This window comes from Thioalkalivibrio sp. ALE20 (assembly GCF_000381405.1).
Classification (GTDB): domain Bacteria; phylum Pseudomonadota; class Gammaproteobacteria; order Ectothiorhodospirales; family Ectothiorhodospiraceae; genus Thioalkalivibrio.
Window position 1 is genome coordinate 27,905 of sequence record NZ_KB906473.1, and the last position, 17,321, is coordinate 45,225.

Annotated in this window: 12 protein-coding genes; 6 read left to right on the forward strand and 6 right to left on the reverse strand. The window is 67.2% G+C overall.

What is annotated here, in order from left to right:
• Positions 1–128 precede the first annotated feature (128 nt).
• The 4 genes from gltB to aroB form a co-directional block, all read right to left on the reverse strand.
• Positions 129–4,589, reverse strand: a complete 4,461-nt coding sequence (gltB, locus tag F790_RS0105685) for a glutamate synthase large subunit (RefSeq protein WP_019591074.1) — start codon at positions 4,587–4,589, stop codon at positions 129–131.
• A 141-nt stretch (positions 4,590–4,730) separates the two neighbouring features.
• Positions 4,731–6,455 (reverse strand): SPOR domain-containing protein, encoded by a 1,725-nt coding sequence (locus tag F790_RS0105690; protein ID WP_019591075.1) that lies wholly within the window; start codon positions 6,453–6,455, stop codon positions 4,731–4,733.
• A 5-nt stretch (positions 6,456–6,460) separates the two neighbouring features.
• Positions 6,461–7,648, reverse strand: coding sequence for a deoxyguanosinetriphosphate triphosphohydrolase (locus tag F790_RS0105695; RefSeq protein WP_019021731.1), 1,188 nt, complete (start codon positions 7,646–7,648; stop codon positions 6,461–6,463).
• Positions 7,638–8,747 carry a 3-dehydroquinate synthase gene (aroB, locus tag F790_RS0105700; protein WP_019591076.1) on the reverse strand — a complete coding sequence of 370 codons (1,110 nt, stop codon included), beginning with the start codon at positions 8,745–8,747 and terminating at the stop codon, positions 7,638–7,640. The genes F790_RS0105695 and aroB overlap by 11 nt, the downstream gene beginning before the upstream one ends.
• 444 nt (positions 8,748–9,191) lie before the next feature.
• Between aroB and rpsU the strand changes: the two genes are divergently transcribed.
• The 4 genes from rpsU (at position 9,192) to hemE (ending at position 12,513) form a co-directional block, all read left to right on the forward strand.
• Positions 9,192–9,407 (forward strand): 30S ribosomal protein S21, encoded by a 216-nt coding sequence (rpsU, locus tag F790_RS0105705; protein WP_018870999.1) that lies wholly within the window; start codon positions 9,192–9,194, stop codon positions 9,405–9,407.
• A gap of 68 nt (positions 9,408–9,475) precedes the next feature.
• Entirely contained in the window at positions 9,476–9,925 is a 450-nt protein-coding gene (locus F790_RS0105710; protein ID WP_019589802.1) for a GatB/YqeY domain-containing protein, read from the forward strand.
• A 109-nt stretch (positions 9,926–10,034) separates the two neighbouring features.
• Positions 10,035–11,444 carry an FAD-dependent oxidoreductase gene (locus F790_RS0105715; protein WP_019021733.1) on the forward strand — a complete coding sequence of 470 codons (1,410 nt, stop codon included), beginning with the start codon at positions 10,035–10,037 and terminating at the stop codon, positions 11,442–11,444.
• 7 nt (positions 11,445–11,451) lie between these two features.
• Positions 11,452–12,513: a uroporphyrinogen decarboxylase gene (hemE, locus tag F790_RS0105720; RefSeq protein ID WP_019589801.1), complete on the forward strand. Its 1,062-nt coding sequence runs from the start codon at positions 11,452–11,454 to the stop codon at positions 12,511–12,513.
• 51 nt (positions 12,514–12,564) lie between these two features.
• Here the strand turns inward: hemE and F790_RS0105725 are convergent, their stop codons facing one another.
• Complete coding sequence (locus F790_RS0105725) at positions 12,565–13,185, reverse strand: hypothetical protein (protein WP_019589800.1); 621 nt, start codon at positions 13,183–13,185, stop codon at positions 12,565–12,567.
• A gap of 2 nt (positions 13,186–13,187) precedes the next feature.
• Positions 13,188–15,557, reverse strand: coding sequence for a penicillin-binding protein 1A (locus F790_RS0105730; RefSeq protein WP_019591077.1), 2,370 nt, complete (start codon positions 15,555–15,557; stop codon positions 13,188–13,190).
• Positions 15,558–15,699: 142 nt separating this feature from the next.
• Between F790_RS0105730 and F790_RS0105735 the strand changes: the two genes are divergently transcribed.
• Both F790_RS0105735 and F790_RS0105740 read left to right on the forward strand, forming a co-directional pair.
• On the forward strand, positions 15,700–16,767 hold the full coding sequence (locus F790_RS0105735) for a pilus assembly protein PilM (RefSeq protein ID WP_026300810.1): 1,068 nt from the start codon (positions 15,700–15,702) through the stop codon (positions 16,765–16,767).
• On the forward strand, positions 16,764–17,318 hold the full coding sequence (locus F790_RS0105740; protein WP_019591078.1) for a PilN domain-containing protein: 555 nt from the start codon (positions 16,764–16,766) through the stop codon (positions 17,316–17,318). Before F790_RS0105735 ends, F790_RS0105740 begins: the two co-directional genes overlap by 4 nt.
• Positions 17,319–17,321 lie beyond the last annotated feature (3 nt).

Sequence of the window (17,321 nt, forward strand, 5' to 3'; positions counted from 1 at the left end):
TGCCGTTACTGCCCCCAGTATTGACCTGCGGGCCTGCAGCGTCCAGTGGTGTCCGGCGAAGGGGGCCGCAAACAGAACGGGCCCCTTGCGGGGCCCGTGACGGGTCTGGCTCCGGGGTGCAGGCCCGGTCAGGCCGCCTGGCGCAGGTTGGCGAGCAGGCCGCTGAGATCGGCCGCCTTGGGTTTGACCAGCCAGAAGGAACCCTGCCAGCTGTCGAACTGTTCGAGGACCTGGCGGCCCCAGGCGCTGTCCGTCTCGTGCACGAACTCGGTGATGAGTTCCTCGAGATAGTTGCGATGGGCCTCCATGTCCTCGGTGTCGAGGCGGTGCAGGTCGATCAGCTCGTTGTTGATGCGATCCGGGAAGTCGTTCTCCCGGTCCAGCACGAAGGCGAAGCCGCCGGTCATGCCGGCACCGAAGTTGACGCCGGTACCGCCGAGGATGGTCATCACCCCGCCAGTCATGTACTCGCAGCCGTGGTCGCCCACGCCTTCCACCACCGCAATGGCCCCGGAATTGCGCACGCCGAAGCGCTCGCCGGCCTGACCGGCGGCGAACAGCTTGCCGCCGGTGGCCCCGTAAAGGCAGGTGTTGCCCATGATGGTTGTGTCCTGGCTGGCAAAGCCCGAACCTTCCGGCGGGCGGATCACCAGCTTGCCGCCGGTCATGCCCTTGCCGACGTAGTCGTTGGCATCACCTTCCAGGTACAGGTGCAGGCCACCGGCGTTCCACACCCCGAAGCTCTGCCCGGCGGTGCCCTGCAGGCGTACCTGCAGCGGGGCTTCGGCCATGCCCTGGTTGCCGTGGCGTCGGGCAATCTCGCCGGAGAGCCGCGCGCCGATGGAGCGGTCGGTGTTGCTGCACTGGTAGTGGTGCTCGCCGCCGGCCTTGTTTTCGATGGCGTCGAGCATGTCCGCGACCATCCGTTCGGCCAGTTCGCCCTTGTCGAACGGCTCGTTCTTCGGCTCCTTGCAGAAGCGCGGCTTGTCGTCCAGGTCGCCGGTCTCCAGCAGGCGGTCGACGGCCAGGTGCTGCTGCCGGGGCGTTTCGCCCGGCAGGACCTCGAGCAGGTCGGTACGGCCGATCAGGTCCGTCAGGCTGCGCACGCCCAGTTTCGCCATCCACTCGCGGGTCTCGCGGGCGACGAACTGGAAGTAGTGCATGACCATCTCGGGCAGGCCGATGAAGTGGTTCATGCGCAGCACCTTGTCCTGCGTGGCGACACCCGTCGCACAGTTGTTCAGGTGGCAGATGCGCAGGTACTTGCAGCCCAGCGCGACCATCGGGCCGGTGCCGAAGCCGAAGCTCTCGGCACCCAGGATCGCCGCCTTGATCACGTCCAGCCCGGTCTTCAGGCCGCCGTCGGTCTGCAGGCGCACCTTGTCGCGCAGGTCGTTGCCGCGCAGGGTCGCGTGGGTCTCGGCCAGGCCCAGCTCCCACGGGGTGCCGGCGTACTTGACCGAGGTCAGCGGGCTGGCCCCGGTGCCGCCGTCGTAACCGGAGATGGTGATCAGGTCGGCGTAGGCCTTGGCCACACCCGCGGCCACGGTGCCGACGCCGGCCTCGGAGACCAGCTTCACCGAGACCAGGGCGTTGGGGTTCACCTGCTTGAGGTCGAAGATCAGCTGCGCCAGGTCCTCGATGGAATAGATGTCGTGATGCGGCGGCGGCGAGATCAGGGCCACGCCCGGATTCGAGTAGCGCAACTCGGCGATCATCTTGTTGACCTTGTGGCCCGGCAGCTGGCCGCCCTCGCCGGGCTTGGCACCCTGGGCGACCTTGATCTGCAGCACCTCGGCGTTGACCAGGTAATGCGGGGTCACGCCGAAGCGGCCGGAGGCCACCTGCTTGATCTTGGACATGCGCTCGGTGCCGTAGCGGGAGACGGCCTCGCCGCCCTCGCCGGAGTTGGAACGCCCGCCGAGGCGGTTCATCGCGGTGGCGAGAGCCTCATGGGCCTCCGGCGACAGCGCGCCCAGGCTCATGCCGGCGGAGTCGAAACGCGGCAGGATGTCGGCCTCGGATTCGACCTCGTCGACCTCGATCGGCTCGATGTCCTCGCGCGGCTTGAGCAGGTCGCGCAGGGTCGCCACCGGGCGTTCGTTTACCAGGGCTGCGTATTCCTGGTACACCCCGTAGTCACCGGACTGCACCGCGCGGTGCAGGGTCTGGATCACGTCCGGGTTGTAGGCGTGGTATTCGCCGCCGTGGATGTACTTCAGCAGCCCGCCCTGCTTGGGCGCCTTGCGCGGATTCCAGGCACGCTGTGCGAGGGTATCCAGGTCTTCCTCGATATCGGTGAAACGGGTGCCCCGGATGCGACTGGTGGTGCCCTTGAAGCAGGTCTCCACGACCTCGTCGGCGAGACCGACGATCTCGAACAGCTGGGCCCCGCGGTAACTGGCGATGGTCGAGATGCCCATCTTGGACAGGATCTTGAACAGGCCCTTGTTGATCCCCTTGCGATAGTTCTGCGCCAGGGTAAGGGCGTCCACCCCCGGGATTTCCCCGGATTCGCTCATGCCGTGCAGCGCGGAGTAGGCGAGATAGGGATAGATCGCGGTCGCGCCATAGCCAATCAGGACCGCGAAGTGGTGCGGGTCGCGCACGGTGGCGGTCTCGATGACGATGTTGGCGTCGGTACGCAGGCGCGCGGCGATCAGGGCGTGATGCACCGCGCCGACCGCCAGCGCCGCGGGGATCGGCCGGCGCTCGCGATCGATCGCGCGGTCGGACAGTACGAGGATCACGGCGCCGTCGCGCACCGCCTGCACCGCGTCTTCGGTGAGCTGCTTCAGCGCCGATTCGAGGCCGTGGTGCTGGCGGTCGTAGTTGAGGTCCAGGCGTTCAACGCGAAAGGCATCGTCGGTGGCGTTGCACAGTTCGCGGAATTTCGCCTCGGACAGCACCGGAGAATCCGCGACCAGTCGGTGGGCGTGTTCCGGGGTTTCCTCGAACAGCCCCTGTTCGCGGCCGAAGCAGGTCTCCAGCGACATCACGATGCTCTCGCGCAGCGGGTCGATCGCCGGGTTGGTGACCTGGGCGAACTGCTGGCGGAAGTAGTCGTACAGCGAACGGGTCTGCTGCGACAGCACGGCGAACGGGGTGTCGTCGCCCATCGAGCCGACGGCCTCCTGGCCGGCCTCGGCCAGTACGCGCAGGATCTGGTCCCGTTCCTCGAAGGTGACGTCGAACAGCTTTTCGTAGGTCTCCAGGCGGTCGGCAGGCATCGGCTCGCCGGAAAACAGCTGGTTGTCGTCCAGCTGGCTTTTCAGGTGGTGCACCTGCGCGCGCAGCCACTGGCGATAGGGCTGACGCTTGCGGTTGATCCGGTCGATGTCCTCGGGCTGCAGCAGATCGCCGGTTTCGGTATCCACGGCGAGCATCTGTCCGGGCTTCAGGCGGCCCTTGGCGACCACGTCCTCGGGGGCGTAGTCGTACACGCCGATCTCCGAGGCCAGGGTGATATGGCGGTCCTTCGTGATCACGTAACGCGCCGGGCGCAGGCCGTTGCGGTCCAGGGTGCAGCCGGCGTAGCGGCCGTCGGTCAGCACGATGCCGGCCGGGCCGTCCCAGGGCTCCATGTGCATGGAGTTGTACTCGTAGAACGCGCGCAGATCCGGATCCATGTGCGCGACGTTCTGCCACGCCGGCGGGACCAGCAGGCGCATCGCACGGAACAGGTCCATGCCCCCGGCCAGCAGGACCTCGAGCATGTTGTCGAGGCTCTGCGAATCGGAGCCTTCCAGATTGACCAGCGGTTCCAGCTCGGCCAGTTCCGGCAGCAGTTCATTGGCGAACTTGTGCTGACGCGCGACCGCCCAGTTGCGGTTGCCCTGCACGGTGTTGATCTCGCCGTTGTGGGCGAGGAAGCGGAAAGGCTGGGCCAGGCCCCACTGCGGCCAGGTGTTGGTGGAGAAGCGCTGGTGGAACACGCAGATCGCGGTTTCCAGCTCCGGGCGCTGCAGGTCGGGGTAAAAGACCGGCAGGTTGGCCGGCATCACCAGACCCTTGTACGACAGTACCCGCGCCGACAGGCTCGGCACGTAGAACACCGGGTCCGAAGCCATCGCCATCTCGGCGCGCCGCCGCGCGACGTACAGGGCGCGTTCGAAGGCGTCGCCGTCCATCTCCGCCGGGGCGTTGACGAACAGCTGGAGGATGTGCGGCTGGGTGCGCAGGGCTTCCGCCCCGCACGCTTCGGGGTCGACCGGAACTTCGCGCCAGCCGGCCGGGGTTAGGCCGCCACGGTCGAGGGCGTCTTCCACTGCGGCACGGGTCTCGGTGATGGCCTCGGGGTTGATGAACACCAGGCCGGCGGCGAAGCGTTCGGCCAGCGCGATGCCGGCTTCATCCGCGAGCTGGCGCAGGAACGGTTCGGGGGTCCGCATCAGCAGGCCGCAGCCGTCGCCGGTCTTGCCGTCGGCGGCGATCGCGCCGCGATGCGTCAGCCGTTCGAGAGCCCGTATTGCAGTTTCCAGTACCCAGTGACTGGCCTGCCCGTCCATGTGTGCGATGAGGCCGAATCCGCAATTGTCGCGTTCGAATTCGGGGCGATGGAGGGTGCCGGTCAGTCGGGTCTGCTGCATCGATAGGCCTCCGGTCGTGGTGCGTATGCACCAGGCTGGAAAAAGGGGCGCAGGAATATACCGGAATGATCGTGTTCCGGCAAACAGGACGGGTGCAATTACACGCGCAGGTGGAGTGGACAGACCTGCCCGGGGCCGGCGTCAGCGGCGGGCCGCCTCCTGGACCGAACCCATTGAGCGGATCCAGGTGCCGGCGTCCCGCGCGCTGTCCGGCAGCTCGGCAGCCGCCTGTTCCGCAGCGCCCCGGTCGGGGAAGGCGCCGGCGAGGATGACGACGTAGTCGTTCCCGCCCGTCCGGGTGGGGATGTAGCGGATGCCGCCGAGGTTGTGGCGCTCCGCGTATTCGCGCGCGGTGTCCATGTCCGGCGCGGCCACCAGCTGGATGGTCATGCGCGAGGCATCCTGACCCTCGAGCCATTCCAGGTCGCCTTGCAGGCGCTCGTCGTCGCCCTCGGCGTCGGCCAGGGCTTCGGTGGTGTGATCGGCCGGCTCGGGCTCCGGTTCGGGCTCGGGCTCCGGTTCGGGCTCCGGTTCGGGGTCCGGGGCCGGTTCTTCCGGCATCTCCGCCGGTTCGTCGGTGGCTGGCGGGGGCAGGATGGGCTCCGGTTCCAGCCGGGCGATCTCCGGTGACGGCTCTTCCGCTTCGAGGGGCGGGTCGGTGGCCGCGTCCTGCTGGTCCGGGCGTTCCGGCAGGGGCAGTTCCACCCGTTCCTCGTGTTCCGGGGTATGCTCGGGCGAGCCGCTCAGCAGCTGCCACAGCAGCGGGGCGGCGATCCCGAAGGCCACGGTGGCGGCTACGGCGGGAACGAACCAGCGCTGGTTCCAGAATGGTTGTGCTTCTGCCGGCGCGAGGGGCGGGTCCTCCGCCGTGGTTCCGGCGGCGGCGTCCGGGGTATCGCGCTCGCCGCGCAGGGCGAAGGCGGCCGGGGTGAAATCGTCGCCGTCGCGGCTGGCACGGAGGCTTTCTCCGGGATCGGGGGCGGGCCCGGGTTCGGTTCCCGACCGTGCCGTCCCGGATTCCGCAACTTCCTGTTTGTCGCCGGCGTCGGCGGCATCGGTGGCGGCTGCTTCTCCGGCGGACATGCCTGCAGGGGCCGCAGCCGTGCCCGGTGCCGGGCGGCATTTCGCTTCCAGCAGGATCCGCGCCTCGCGGTTGAGGGCGCCCGGCAGCCCCTGGCTGTCGGTCTGCAGGCGCTGCACGGCCTCGCGCGGGATCAGGGTATCCGGATCTTCGGCGCCGGCGGCCAGCAGGCGATGACGCAGGTAGGCGGCGGTTTGTTCGAGGTTGAACGCGCGCAGGCTCAGGCGGGTCAGCTGGTCCTCGTCACCCGGGTCCGGCAGGTACAGGCGGCGGCGCAGGAGTCCCGCGCCGCCGACCAGTACGATGCGCGGTGCGCGACCATGCTGCTCGAGGATCTCCGAGCGCATGCGCAGCAGGTTGTTGACGATGTCGGTGCCCACCAGGTGAGCGTCGTCCATCGCGATCACCGGTACGAATCCGTCGACGACCCGCTGGGCGAGCAGTTCGGTCAGCGAGCGATCGGGGTCATCCGCGTTCTGCGAGCGCAGGTAGTTGCGGATGGTCAGGTCCACCGACTCGAAATGGGTGTTGATGCGTGCCTTGAAGGCGATGAGTTCGTAGCCCTCGGGCAGCATGCCGAGCAGGCGCATCAGCTGCAGGCTGCGGCCGGAGCCGTTGTCGCCGGTCAGCAGAACCACGGCACCGGGGTGCTCCAGTGCCTGTCGTGCAGATTCCAGGACTCCGTCCAGCAGCGGATCGGTGTACAGGAAGTCCGCGTCGGGCACCTCCGCGAACGGGTCGGTGCGCAGGCCCAGCTGTTCCAGGCATTGGTCGCGGAGTGCCATGGCGGTCAGGTCAGGGTGCCGAGGTCGAACAGGCGGTGATGTTCGCGGATGGCGTGGCGGTCGGTCATGCCGGCGATGTAGTCGGCGATGGCGCGCTGCTGTCCGTGCGGATCATCTTCGCTCAGGGCGCGGGCGTGCCGCTGGTAGTGTTCCGGCATCAGGCGCGGGTCGCGGTCGAAGGCGGCGAACAGGTCGAGGATGATCTGGCGCGCCTTGTGCATTACGCCATGGACCTGGTGATGCCGGTAGAGGTTTTCCCGCAGGAAGGTCTTGAGCATGCGGTTGCGCTCGGCCATCTCCGGGCTGAAGCGGATCAGCGGGCCGCTCTCCGCGCGCACGGCGTCGATCGATTCCGGACTGCTGCTCTCGATCGCCTGGCGGCTGGTGGTGACCAGATCCTGGACCAGGGTGTCGATCATGCGCCGCACGGTCTCGTGCTGTACGCGGCGGGCCTCCAGCTTCGGGTAGCGCGCGCGCACCGCGTCGAGGCAGTCGCGGAAAAGCGGGACTTCCACCAGCTGATCCAGCTGCAGCAGGCCGGCGCGCAGGCCGTCGTCGACATCGTGATTGTTGTACGCGATCTCGTCGGCGACGTTGGCGAGCTGGGCCTCCAGCGATGGCTGGCCGCGTTGCAGAAAGCGCACGCCCACCTCGCCGAGGATGCGGGCGTCTTCCGGCGAGCAGTGCTTGAGGATCCCTTCGCGGGTCTCGAAGGTCAGGTTGAGGCCATCGAAGTCGGCGTAATGCGCCTCGAGGTGGTCCACGATCCGCAGCGACTGCAGGTTGTGTTCAAAGCCGCCATGTTCGCGCATGCAGTCGTTCAGGGCGTGCTGCCCGGTGTGGCCGAACGGGGTGTGGCCCAGGTCATGGGCCAGCGCGACCGCCTCGGTGAGGTCTTCGTTGAGGCCCAGGGCGCGGGCGACGGAGCGCCCGATCTGCGCGACCTCCAGCGAATGCGTGAGGCGGTTGCGGAACAGGTCGCCCTCGTGGCTGATGAACACCTGGGTCTTGTACTCGAGACGGCGAAAGGCGCTGGAATGCACGATCCGGTCGCGGTCGCGCTGGAACTCGCTGCGGTGGCGCGGGGCGTCTTCCGGATGCCGGCGGCCGCGTGTCCGCTCCGGGGCGGCCGCCCACGGGGCGAGGCCGACGCCGTTGGGGGTGCGGGCGATCGAGGCGGTCTCAGGCGGCACGGGCGGTCTCGTCGAGGGTGTGTTGCAGCGCGTGGTCGTCGAACTCGGCGGTCAGCTCGGCGGCGCCCAGCCCGCGCAGCAGCACCAGCCGCAGGCGCCCTTCGCTGACCTTCTTGTCGATCCCCATCAGTTCGCGGAAGCGGGCGGCATCCAGTTCCGCCGGCGGGTGGGTGTCGAGGCCGGCGCGGTGGATCAGGGCCTCGGCGCGCGCGGCGTCGGCCGGCGCCAGCCAGCCCATGCGCGCGGACATCCGGGCGGCCATGGCCATGCCGGTGCCTACCGCCTCGCCGTGCAGCCAGGCGCCATAGCCCATGCCGGTTTCAATGGCGTGGCCGAAGGTGTGGCCGAGGTTGAGCAGGGCGCGGCGGCCGGATTCGCGTTCGTCCGCGGCGACCACTTCGGCCTTGCAGGCACAGGAGCGGCGGATGGCGTGGGCCAGCGCCTCGGGTTCCAGGGCGAGCAGGCGGTCGAGGTGTTCCTCCAGCCAGGCGAAGAAATCCGCGTCCTGCATCAGGCCGTACTTGATGACTTCGGCGAGACCGGCGCGCAGCTCGCGGGTCGGCAGGCTCTGCAGGCTGTCGGTGTCGATGACCACCGCGCGCGGCTGGTGGAAGGACCCGATCATGTTCTTGCCCAGCGGGTGGTTGACCCCGGTCTTGCCGCCCACGGAGGAGTCGACTTGCGCGAGCAGGGTGGTCGGGACCTGAACGAAGTCGATTCCGCGCTGGTAGATCGCGGCGGCAAAACCGGCGATGTCGCCCACCACGCCACCCCCCAGTGCGACGATGCGGCTGCCGCGGTCAAAGCGGGCCTCCAGCAGCCGGGTCAGGATCTGTTCCACCGTCGCCAGGGTCTTGTGCGATTCGCCGTCGGGCAGCTCGATCCACAGGGGGTCGCCGCGCACACCGGCCGCGGCCAGGCTGGCGCGCAGGCGCTCGCCATACAGCGGACCCACGGTCCTGTTGGTGACGACCGCGACACGCCGTCCTTCCAGCACCGGAGCGAAACGTTCGGCCCGCGCGGCCTCGCCGGGGCCGATGTGGATCGGGTAGCTGCGTTCGCCCAGTTCGACGTTCAAGGTTTCCATGGGGGTCATCATAGCGTGCACGTCGCGTGCTCGTAAGTCAGGCCCGTGAACCTGTGCGTCTCGGGAAACGCGGATCCATGTGCACGTTCGCGTTGGTGCCCCGGGTTTTCCGAGACAAGGCGCGTCGTGCAGCGGGTGGTGGTTCTACCCGCAAGCGGCGCAACGCCGGATCGGGGAACCCGGGGCACCAACCCGAAGGGGCTCGTCCGCTTTTGCGCGCGCACGGCGTTGCGGCTCCCTTGTGCAGAATGACTGCACGGCGGTCACCGCGCCTTGTTCGCACGCAAAAGCGACTCGAGCGCGAACGTGCACATGGATCCGCGTTTCCCGAGTCACGGGCTTTTCCAAAGGGGCTGTCCTGGATTATCATGCTCCGTTCTGCATGGCGGGCGTGTGCGCCGGCCATGGCTTAACGTACACCGTTTCGTCGAAACCAATGCTGTAACCGGAGATTGTATGCCGCACGTTCGAGTCCGCGAAAACGAACCCTTCGAGGTTGCCCTGCGCCGTTTCAAGCGCACCTGTGAAAAGGCCGGCGTGGTGGCCGAAGTCCGCCGCCGCGAGTACTACGAGAAGCCCACGGCCGAGCGCAAGCGCAAGGCGGCCGCCGCGGTGAAGCGGCAGCTGAAGAAGAATTCGCGCGACATGACCCGTCGGCCGCGGCTGTACTGAACCCCGCGGAGCCCCGGCCCGACCGGGCCCGTGGCTTGCGCATGAATCCTTGCGAGGAGGGATGCCGAATGTCGCTGAAGGCCCGGTTGCAGGATGACGTGAAACAGGCCATGCGGGCCCGGGAACGGGACCGCCTGGCGATCCTGCGTCAGATTCAGGCGGAAATCTCCCAGTTCGAAGTCGACGAGCGCCGCGACGCGGACGACGACGCCGTGCTCGCGATCCTCAACCGCATGCTCAAGCAGCGGCGCGATTCCATCGAGCAGTACCGTCAGGGCGGGCGCGACGATCTCGCCGACCGTGAGGCCGCAGAGATTGACGTGGTGGAGGCCTACATGCCCGAGCCGCTCGACGACGCCGCGCTGGATGCGGTGATTGCCGAGGTCATCGCCGAGACCGGGGCCGAGGGCCCGGGTGACATGGGCCGGGTGATGGGCGTACTCAAGCCGCGGGTCTTCGGGCGTGCCGACATGGGTGCCGTCAGCGGCAAGGTCCGCGCAGCACTGGGGAAATCTTGACCCCGGACGGGCCCGTGTCAAATGTTGTCCTCGTATGACCTGCCGCGCCGGTGCCGGGCCCCCTCCGGCCGTTGTGGCCCCGACCCCGTTTCGTTGGAGCGACTGACCCATGGCGACCAATCCGATGCAGTTCCTGGACCTCCCGCGCCAGGATCCCCAGAAGACCCCCGCGGAAATCCGCATCCACGAGTTCGGCGAGATCATCGGCCAGTTCGATCCCGCCACCGCCGGCCAGCAGGCCGGGCGCTGCCTGGCCTGCGGCAATCCCTATTGTGAGTGGAAGTGCCCGGTCCACAACTTCATCCCCAACTGGCTGAAGCTGGTGGAGGAAGGCAATCTGTTTGCCGCCGCCGAGATGTCGCACAAGACCAACTCCCTGCCGGAGGTCTGTGGCCGGGTGTGCCCGCAGGACCGCCTGTGCGAGGGTGCCTGCACCCTGAATGACGGCTTCGGCGCGGTCACCATCGGTTCGGTGGAGAAATACATCACCGACGAGGCGCTGAAGGCCGGCTGGCGGCCCGATCTGTCGGATGTGGTGCCGACCGGCAAGCGGGTCGCGGTGATTGGCGCCGGGCCGGCCGGTCTCGGCTGTGCCGACATCCTCGCGCGCAATGGTGTCGAGGCGGTGGTCTATGACCGTTACCCCGAGATCGGCGGGCTGCTGACCTTCGGGATCCCCCCGTTCAAGCTGGAAAAGAACGTGATCCGCACCCGTCGGGAACTGCTCGAGGGCATGGGCGTGGAGTTTCGCCTGAATACCGAGATCGGCCGCGACGTGGAGTTCCAGGCGCTGCTGGACGAATACGACGCGGTCTTCCTCGGCATGGGGACCTACAACGCGATGCAGGGCGGCTTTCCCGGCGAGGATCTGCCCGGGGTCTATCCGGCCCTGCCGTTCCTGGTGTCCAACATCCGCGAAGTGATGGGCTGGGAGCACGACGAGAACGGTTTCGTCGACATGGCCGGGCAGCAGGTCGTGGTCCTCGGCGGCGGCGACACCGCAATGGACTGCAACCGCACCTCCATTCGCCAGGGCGCCACCTCGGTGACCTGTGCCTACCGCCGTGACGAAGAGAACATGCCGGGCTCGCGCAAGGAGGTCGTGCATGCGCGCGAGGAAGGCGTGCACTTCGAGTTCAACGTGCAACCGCTCGAGATCGTGGGCGACGACAAGGTCGAGGGTGTGAAGGTCGTGCGCACCCGGATGGGTGCACCGGACGAGCGTGGCCGGCGGCGTCCCGAGCCGGTGCCGGGTTCCGAGTACGTGATCCCCGCCGACCGCGTGCTGGTGGCTTTCGGCTTCCGTCCGTCACCGTCCGACTGGTTCGGCGAACACGGCATCGACATCGACGAGGGCGGCCGCGTCCGTGCGCCGGAGTCCGGCCGGCATGCCTTCCAGACCGCCAACGAGAAGGTTTTTGCCGGCGGCGACATGGTCCGCGGCTCCGACCTGGTGGTCACCGCCGTCTTCGAGGGCCGCCAGGCCGCCGAAGGCATTCTTGAATACCTCGGCGTCTGAGGACTGCATGGCCCAGCAACTCGAAAACGACCGCCTCCTGCGGGCACTGGCCCGCGAACCGGTGGACCGCCCGCCCGTCTGGATCATGCGTCAGGCCGGTCGCTATCTGCCGGAGTACCGCGAGACACGGGCGCAGGCCGGCAGCTTCATGAGCCTGTGCCAGAACCCGGAGCTGGCCTGCGAAGTCACCATGCAGCCGCTGCGGCGTTTTCCTCTGGATGCCGCCATCCTGTTTTCGGACATCCTCACCATCCCCGATGCCATGGGGCTGGGTTTGTACTTCGAGACCGGTGAGGGACCGAAATTCCGCGATCCGGTGCGCAGCCCGGAAGCCATCGAGCGGCTGCCGGTCCCCGACCCGGAGGATTCGCTGGGCTATGTGACCGATGCGGTGCGTCTGATCCGGCGCGAACTCAACGGCCAGGTACCGCTGATCGGATTCGCCGGCAGCCCCTGGACCCTCGCCACCTACATGGTGGAGGGTGGCAGCTCGCGCGATTTCGCCGAGACCAAGCGCCTGCTGTATGGCGATCCGCAGGCCATGCATGCGCTGCTGCAGAAGGTGGCCGATGCGGTCACCGAATACCTGAATGCGCAGATCCGCGCCGGGGCTCAGGCGGTCATGGTCTTCGATACCTGGGGCGGTGCGCTGACACCGCGCAGCTACCGCGAATTCTCGCTGGCGTACATGCAGCGTATCGTCGACGGCCTGATCCGCGAGAACGAAGGCCGTCGCGTCCCGGTGACCCTGTTCACCAAGGGCGGCGGGGCCTGGCTGGAGGCGCAGGCCGACACCGGCGCGGATGGCCTGGGCCTGGACTGGACGATCGAGATCGGCGAGGCCGCGCAGCGCGTCGGCGACCGTGTCGCCCTGCAGGGCAATCTCGATCCCTCCGTGCTGTATGCCCCGGAAGCCGTGGTGCGCGAGGAGACCCGGCGTGTTCTTGACGGCTTCGGCCGCGACACTGGCCACGTCTTCAATCTCGGGCACGGCGTGCACCCGGCGATCGATCCGGATCGCGTGGCGGCGATGGTCGATACGGTGGTCAATTACCGTCGCGCTGACTGAGCCGGGAACGCACCGAATCACCCCTCCCGCTTCGGAAGGGGTGCGGGCGCCTCAGAGGCGTTCCGCCTCGCGGCCCTCCGTCAGGAGGCGTTCCACTTCTCCGGCCCCGGCCCGGGCCATGGGTTTGCCGTCCACCGGCGAGGGCGGTGCCTGGCGGATCCCGTCCAGCGGAAAGATCGTCAGTTCGACCTCGGTGTCGTCCGGTCCGCGGAAGGCGATGAAGGGCACGCGCTGCTCACGGCCCTGCCGGCTGCGGTAGCGGCGCTCGCCGGTTTCGCAGTGGATACCGCGGTCGGCCAGATCGATCAGCACCTCTTCCACGGTCTCGGCGAATCCGTGCAGATTGATCACCGGGAAGCGTTCGATCATCCCCGTGAGCAGCGGTCCGACCAGGCGCGGCTCCAGATGCGACAGGCGCTGCATCACCTGCAGTGCCGCCGCGAGGCGGTTGCGATACGCCTGGCGGCTCTCGTCGGTCGCGAACAGCCGGCTGCGTTCCAGTGCGGCATCCTGGATTTCGATGTTCGCCGGCATGTCGTGGCGAGCGTCCACCCCGAGGTGTTCAGCGGCCTTGCGCTTGGCGAGACCGAAATCGCGGATGCCCTCGTCGAGCAGGATTCGCCCGGCTTCCTGGGCGAGTTCATGACGCAGTCGGGAGCCGTTGCTGCTCATCGTCAAAAGACCGATTCGGGTTGCTGGCCGCGACCGTTGCGGTCGTCACCCGGAATGCTGCGCGAACGCTCGGGAATTTGCTGCGGGAGCAGCCATTCGGTGGTTGCACGGCTGTCACCGGCGTCGGGGGCGCGCCCGCCGTCGGGCAGGATGCCCACCCGTACCAGGTCGTCCGGCCGTTCCGGAAGGCTTTCTTCGGTGTCCGCCAGGGCGCTCCCCATGAAGCGGACCCATATTGGCAGGGCGGCACGGCCCCCGCTCTCGCGGCGGCCGAGCTCCCGGTTGTCGTCGAACCCGATCCACGACGTCGCCACCAGTTCGCCGTTGAATCCGGCGAACCATGCGTCGCGATAGTCGTTGGTGGTGCCGGTCTTTCCCGCCAGATCGGAACGGCCCAGTTCCTGCGCCCGCCGTCCGGTGCCGGCGTCCACTACGTGTTTCAGCATCCGGCTCATCTGCCAGGCGACGCCGGGCTCCAGGACTGGCACCGGGTCGCGTTGCTGCAGAACCGTCTCGCCGGTGGACAGCGTAAGGTCCTGCCCGGGCGGATTGTCGCAGGGCGGTTCACAGCTGCGGGGAGCGGGTGCCTGATAGAGCAGCTCGCCATCCACGGTTTCGATCCGCGAGATGATCCAGGGGCTGTGCAGTCGCCCGCCGCTGGCGAACACACCGTAGGCGGTGTTGAGCTGCAGAGGCGTGAGTGAACCGGTGCCCAGCACCATGGAGAGGTTGCGCGGCTGGCGCTCCGGGTCCAGCCCGAAACGTCCCAGCTGATCGTGCACGTTCTCAACGCCAATCGTGTCCAGCAGGCGGATCGAGGCGAGATTGCGCGAGTGCGCCAGTGCGCTCTGCATCGGCGTGTCGCCCTGGAACTGGCGCGAATAGTTCTGCGGGCGCCATTCCGCCCCCAGGGCCGGGTCATCAAACACCATCGGGGCATCCACCAGCGTGCTGCGTGGCCGGTAGCCCTCGCGCAGCGCCAGGGCATACACCAGCGGCTTGAAGGCCGAACCGGGCTGGCGCTGTGCCTGCACGGCCCGGTTGTAATGGTTGTCGAAAAAGTCGAAGCCACCGGCCAGGGCCAGAATGGCGCCGTCGTCCGGCGACTGGGCGATCAGCGAGCCGGTGACTTCGGGTTTTTGTGCCAGTCGCCACCCGCTCTCTTCATGCGCCCGGATGCGGATGACGTCCCCTCGCCGGAGGTCCGGTGAATCCGCCCACGCCAGACCCTCGGCTGTCAGTTCGACCTCCCCGATGCGGCCGCCGTCGACCCGCAGGGTCCCGTCGTCGCCGGTCTTCAGCACCGCGGCGGGATAGAGCAGGCGTCCGTGTATGCCCTGGTTTCTCAGTGCCCGTTCGCGGGCGTCGGCCGAGGCCATCTGGTCGTCGGACAGCCGCGCTTCCGGACCCCGAAAACCGTGACGTTCGTCATATTCCAGGAGTCCCGCGCGCAATGCCTGATTGGCGGCCTCCTGATAGTCGGGATCGATCGTGGTGTGCACCTGCAGACCACGCCGATAAGCGTCCTCTCCCCACAGGTTGACGACGATGCGGCGGGCATCCTCCGCCACCCAGTGAGCGTCGATCTCGGTCTGTGCAGTGTGCCGTTCCGACGCGACTGGCCGCTCCACGGCCGCCGCGTGCTCCTCGGTGGTGCTGGCGCCGGTGTCCAGCATCCGGCCGAGGACGTAGTCGCGGCGGATGCGCGCACGTTCCGGGCTGGTCACCGGGTTGGTGGTGGACGGTGCCTTGGGCAGGGCCGCGAGAATGGCGATCTCGTCGAGTTCCAGTTCGTCCAGCGAGCGGCCGAAATACACCCGCGATGCCGCTTCCACGCCGTAGGCGCGCTGCCCGAGGTAGATCTTGTTCAGATACAGCTCCAGGATCTCGTCCTTGCCGAGTTCCTGTTCCAGCCGGATGGCCAGGAAGATCTCGCGCAGCTTGCGCTCGTAGGTGCGGTCCCGGGTCAGGAAGATGTTGCGGGCAAGCTGCATGGTGATGGTGCTGCCCCCCTGGGTCCGTTCCCCGGTGCTCACCAGATTGACCGCGGCGCGCGCCAGCCCGAAGACGTCGATGCCCGGGTGGCGGAAGAACCGCTCGTCCTCGGCGGCCAGAAAGGCCTGGACCACGGGTTCGGGAACATCCTCGATCTCCACCGGAATGCGCCTTTCTTCCGCGAATTCCCCCATCAGGCTGCCATCCGCCGCCCGGATCTGCAGCGGCGTCTGCAACCGCACCTCGCGTACGGCTTCCGGTTCGGGTAGTGTCGGGGCGTAATAGGCGTACAGCCCGAGCAGCGCCGCCGAGCCGGCGATCACGAGGGTCAGGGTTATGGCCGCCAGAGCGGTGACAAACTTCACAATCCGGTGCATGACTCTAAATTTTGTGGGGAGAAGGTGAGGGATCGCCTTCAGAGCGATTTGCAACCCCGAAAACGTCATGTATATTAATCGTTGCTAGCATTCGAGATTGTAACGCTACCAGCTGCAATCATCGGGGTATACAGGGGGATGTGTGCTGAATCTCGGAAAATCCAGGCCCGCACTGCTGGGCGTTGATGTCAGTTCGGCGGCCGTCAAGGTCCTCGAGCTTGGTCGACACGGAAAGGGATATCGGGTCGAGGCATTCGCCGTCGAGCCGCTGCCGGACGGTGTCATGGTCGACAAGGTCTGCCAGGACACCGAAGCGGTTGGTGCAGCGCTTGGGCGTGCAGTCAAGCGCTCCGGTTCCCGTCTCAAACAATGCGCGATGGCCGTACCGTCCTCGGCCGTCATCACCAAGACCATCCAGCTGTCCGCCAGCCTCAGCGAATCGGAACTGGAAGGGCAGGTGTTCGTCGAGGCCGACCAGTACATTCCGTACACCCTGGAAGAGGTCAATCTCGACTTCCAGGTGCTGGGGCCCAACGCCAAGAACCCGCAGATGCAGGATGTCCTCGTGGTGGCCTCGCGGCGCGAGAACGTGGAATCGCGCATCGCCATTGCCGAGGCGGCGAAGCTCTCGGTGGAGCTGGTCGACGTCGAGGCCTATGCCATCGAACATGCCTCCGAACGCCTGATGGAGCATATACCCGACCGGGAGAACAAGCCGATGGTGGCCATCGTGGACGTCGGCTCGTCGGTGACGGCGGTCTATGTCGTGTCGCAGTCCGAGGGAGTCGTGTACACGCGTGAGCAGAATTTCGGCGGCCGGATGCTCACCGAAGAGATCATGCGGCGCTACAACATGAGTTACCAGGAAGCCGGTTCGGCGAAGATGAGCGGTGATCTCCCCGCAGATTACGTCAGCGAGGTCCTGGAGCCGTTCAAGCAGACCATGATGGATCAGATCCAGCGGTTGCTGCAGTATTTCTATGTGACGCGACCCCAGGACACCATCGATCACGTGCTGCTCGGCGGCGGTTGTGCAGCCATTCCGGGGGTCGACGAGATGCTGGAGGAAACCACCTCCACGCCGGTTTCCGTGGCCAACCCGTTCCGTGGAATGGCGCTGTCCCGCCGCATCAATCAGCAGCGCTTCACCAATGATGCGCCGGCCCTGCTAACGGCCTGCGGCCTGGCACTGCGGGGGCAAACATCATGATTTCTGTCAATCTGCTTCCCTGGCGCGAACGTGCCCGCGAGCAGCGGCGCAAGCAATTCTTCGTCTCCGCCGGCGTGGCCGCTGCGGTGGGTGTGGTCCTCGCGTTCGGTGGTTACACCTACATGGAATCCCTGATCGACCATCAGGAAGACCGCAATCAGGTGCTCGAAGAAGAGATCCGCGAACTCGACCGCCAGATCGCCGAGATCGAGGAACTCGAAGAGAAACGCGAGGACCTCGTAGCGCGGATGGACGTCATCCAGACCCTGCAGGCGCAGCGTCCCGAGGCCGTCCACCTGTTTGACCAGATGGTGGTGACCCTGCCGGACGGCACCTACGTCAACGAGATCACTCAGGACGGATCGCGTATTCAGATTCGCGGCCTGTCGGAATCCAACACCCGCATCTCCGCCATGATGCGCAATCTGGATGGCTCCCCGTGGCTGGGCAGCTCCAACCTGCAGATCATCGAAACCCGCGAGGAAGGCCGTATCCAGGTGAGGGATTTCCGCCTCGACGCACGGCAGACCCGGCCGGACAATGGCGAGTAGGGA

What these genes read in the sequence shown, in the direction of transcription:
- gltB (WP_019591074.1), bottom strand. Translation starts at nt 4,589, where the DNA reads ATGCAGCAGACCCGACTGACCGGCACCCTCCATCGCCCCGAATTCGAA.
- F790_RS0105690 (WP_019591075.1), bottom strand. Translation starts at nt 6,455, where the DNA reads ATGGCACTCCGCGACCAATGCCTGGAACAGCTGGGCCTGCGCACCGAC.
- aroB (WP_019591076.1), bottom strand. Translation starts at nt 8,747, where the DNA reads ATGATGACCCCCATGGAAACCTTGAACGTCGAACTGGGCGAACGCAGC.
- rpsU (WP_018870999.1), top strand. Translation starts at nt 9,192, where the DNA reads ATGCCGCACGTTCGAGTCCGCGAAAACGAACCCTTCGAGGTTGCCCTG.
- F790_RS0105710 (WP_019589802.1), top strand. Translation starts at nt 9,476, where the DNA reads ATGTCGCTGAAGGCCCGGTTGCAGGATGACGTGAAACAGGCCATGCGG.
- F790_RS0105715 (WP_019021733.1), top strand. Translation starts at nt 10,035, where the DNA reads ATGGCGACCAATCCGATGCAGTTCCTGGACCTCCCGCGCCAGGATCCC.
- hemE (WP_019589801.1), top strand. Translation starts at nt 11,452, where the DNA reads ATGGCCCAGCAACTCGAAAACGACCGCCTCCTGCGGGCACTGGCCCGC.
- F790_RS0105725 (WP_019589800.1), bottom strand. Translation starts at nt 13,185, where the DNA reads ATGAGCAGCAACGGCTCCCGACTGCGTCATGAACTCGCCCAGGAAGCC.
- F790_RS0105730 (WP_019591077.1), bottom strand. Translation starts at nt 15,557, where the DNA reads ATGCACCGGATTGTGAAGTTTGTCACCGCTCTGGCGGCCATAACCCTG.
- F790_RS0105740 (WP_019591078.1), top strand. Translation starts at nt 16,764, where the DNA reads ATGATTTCTGTCAATCTGCTTCCCTGGCGCGAACGTGCCCGCGAGCAG.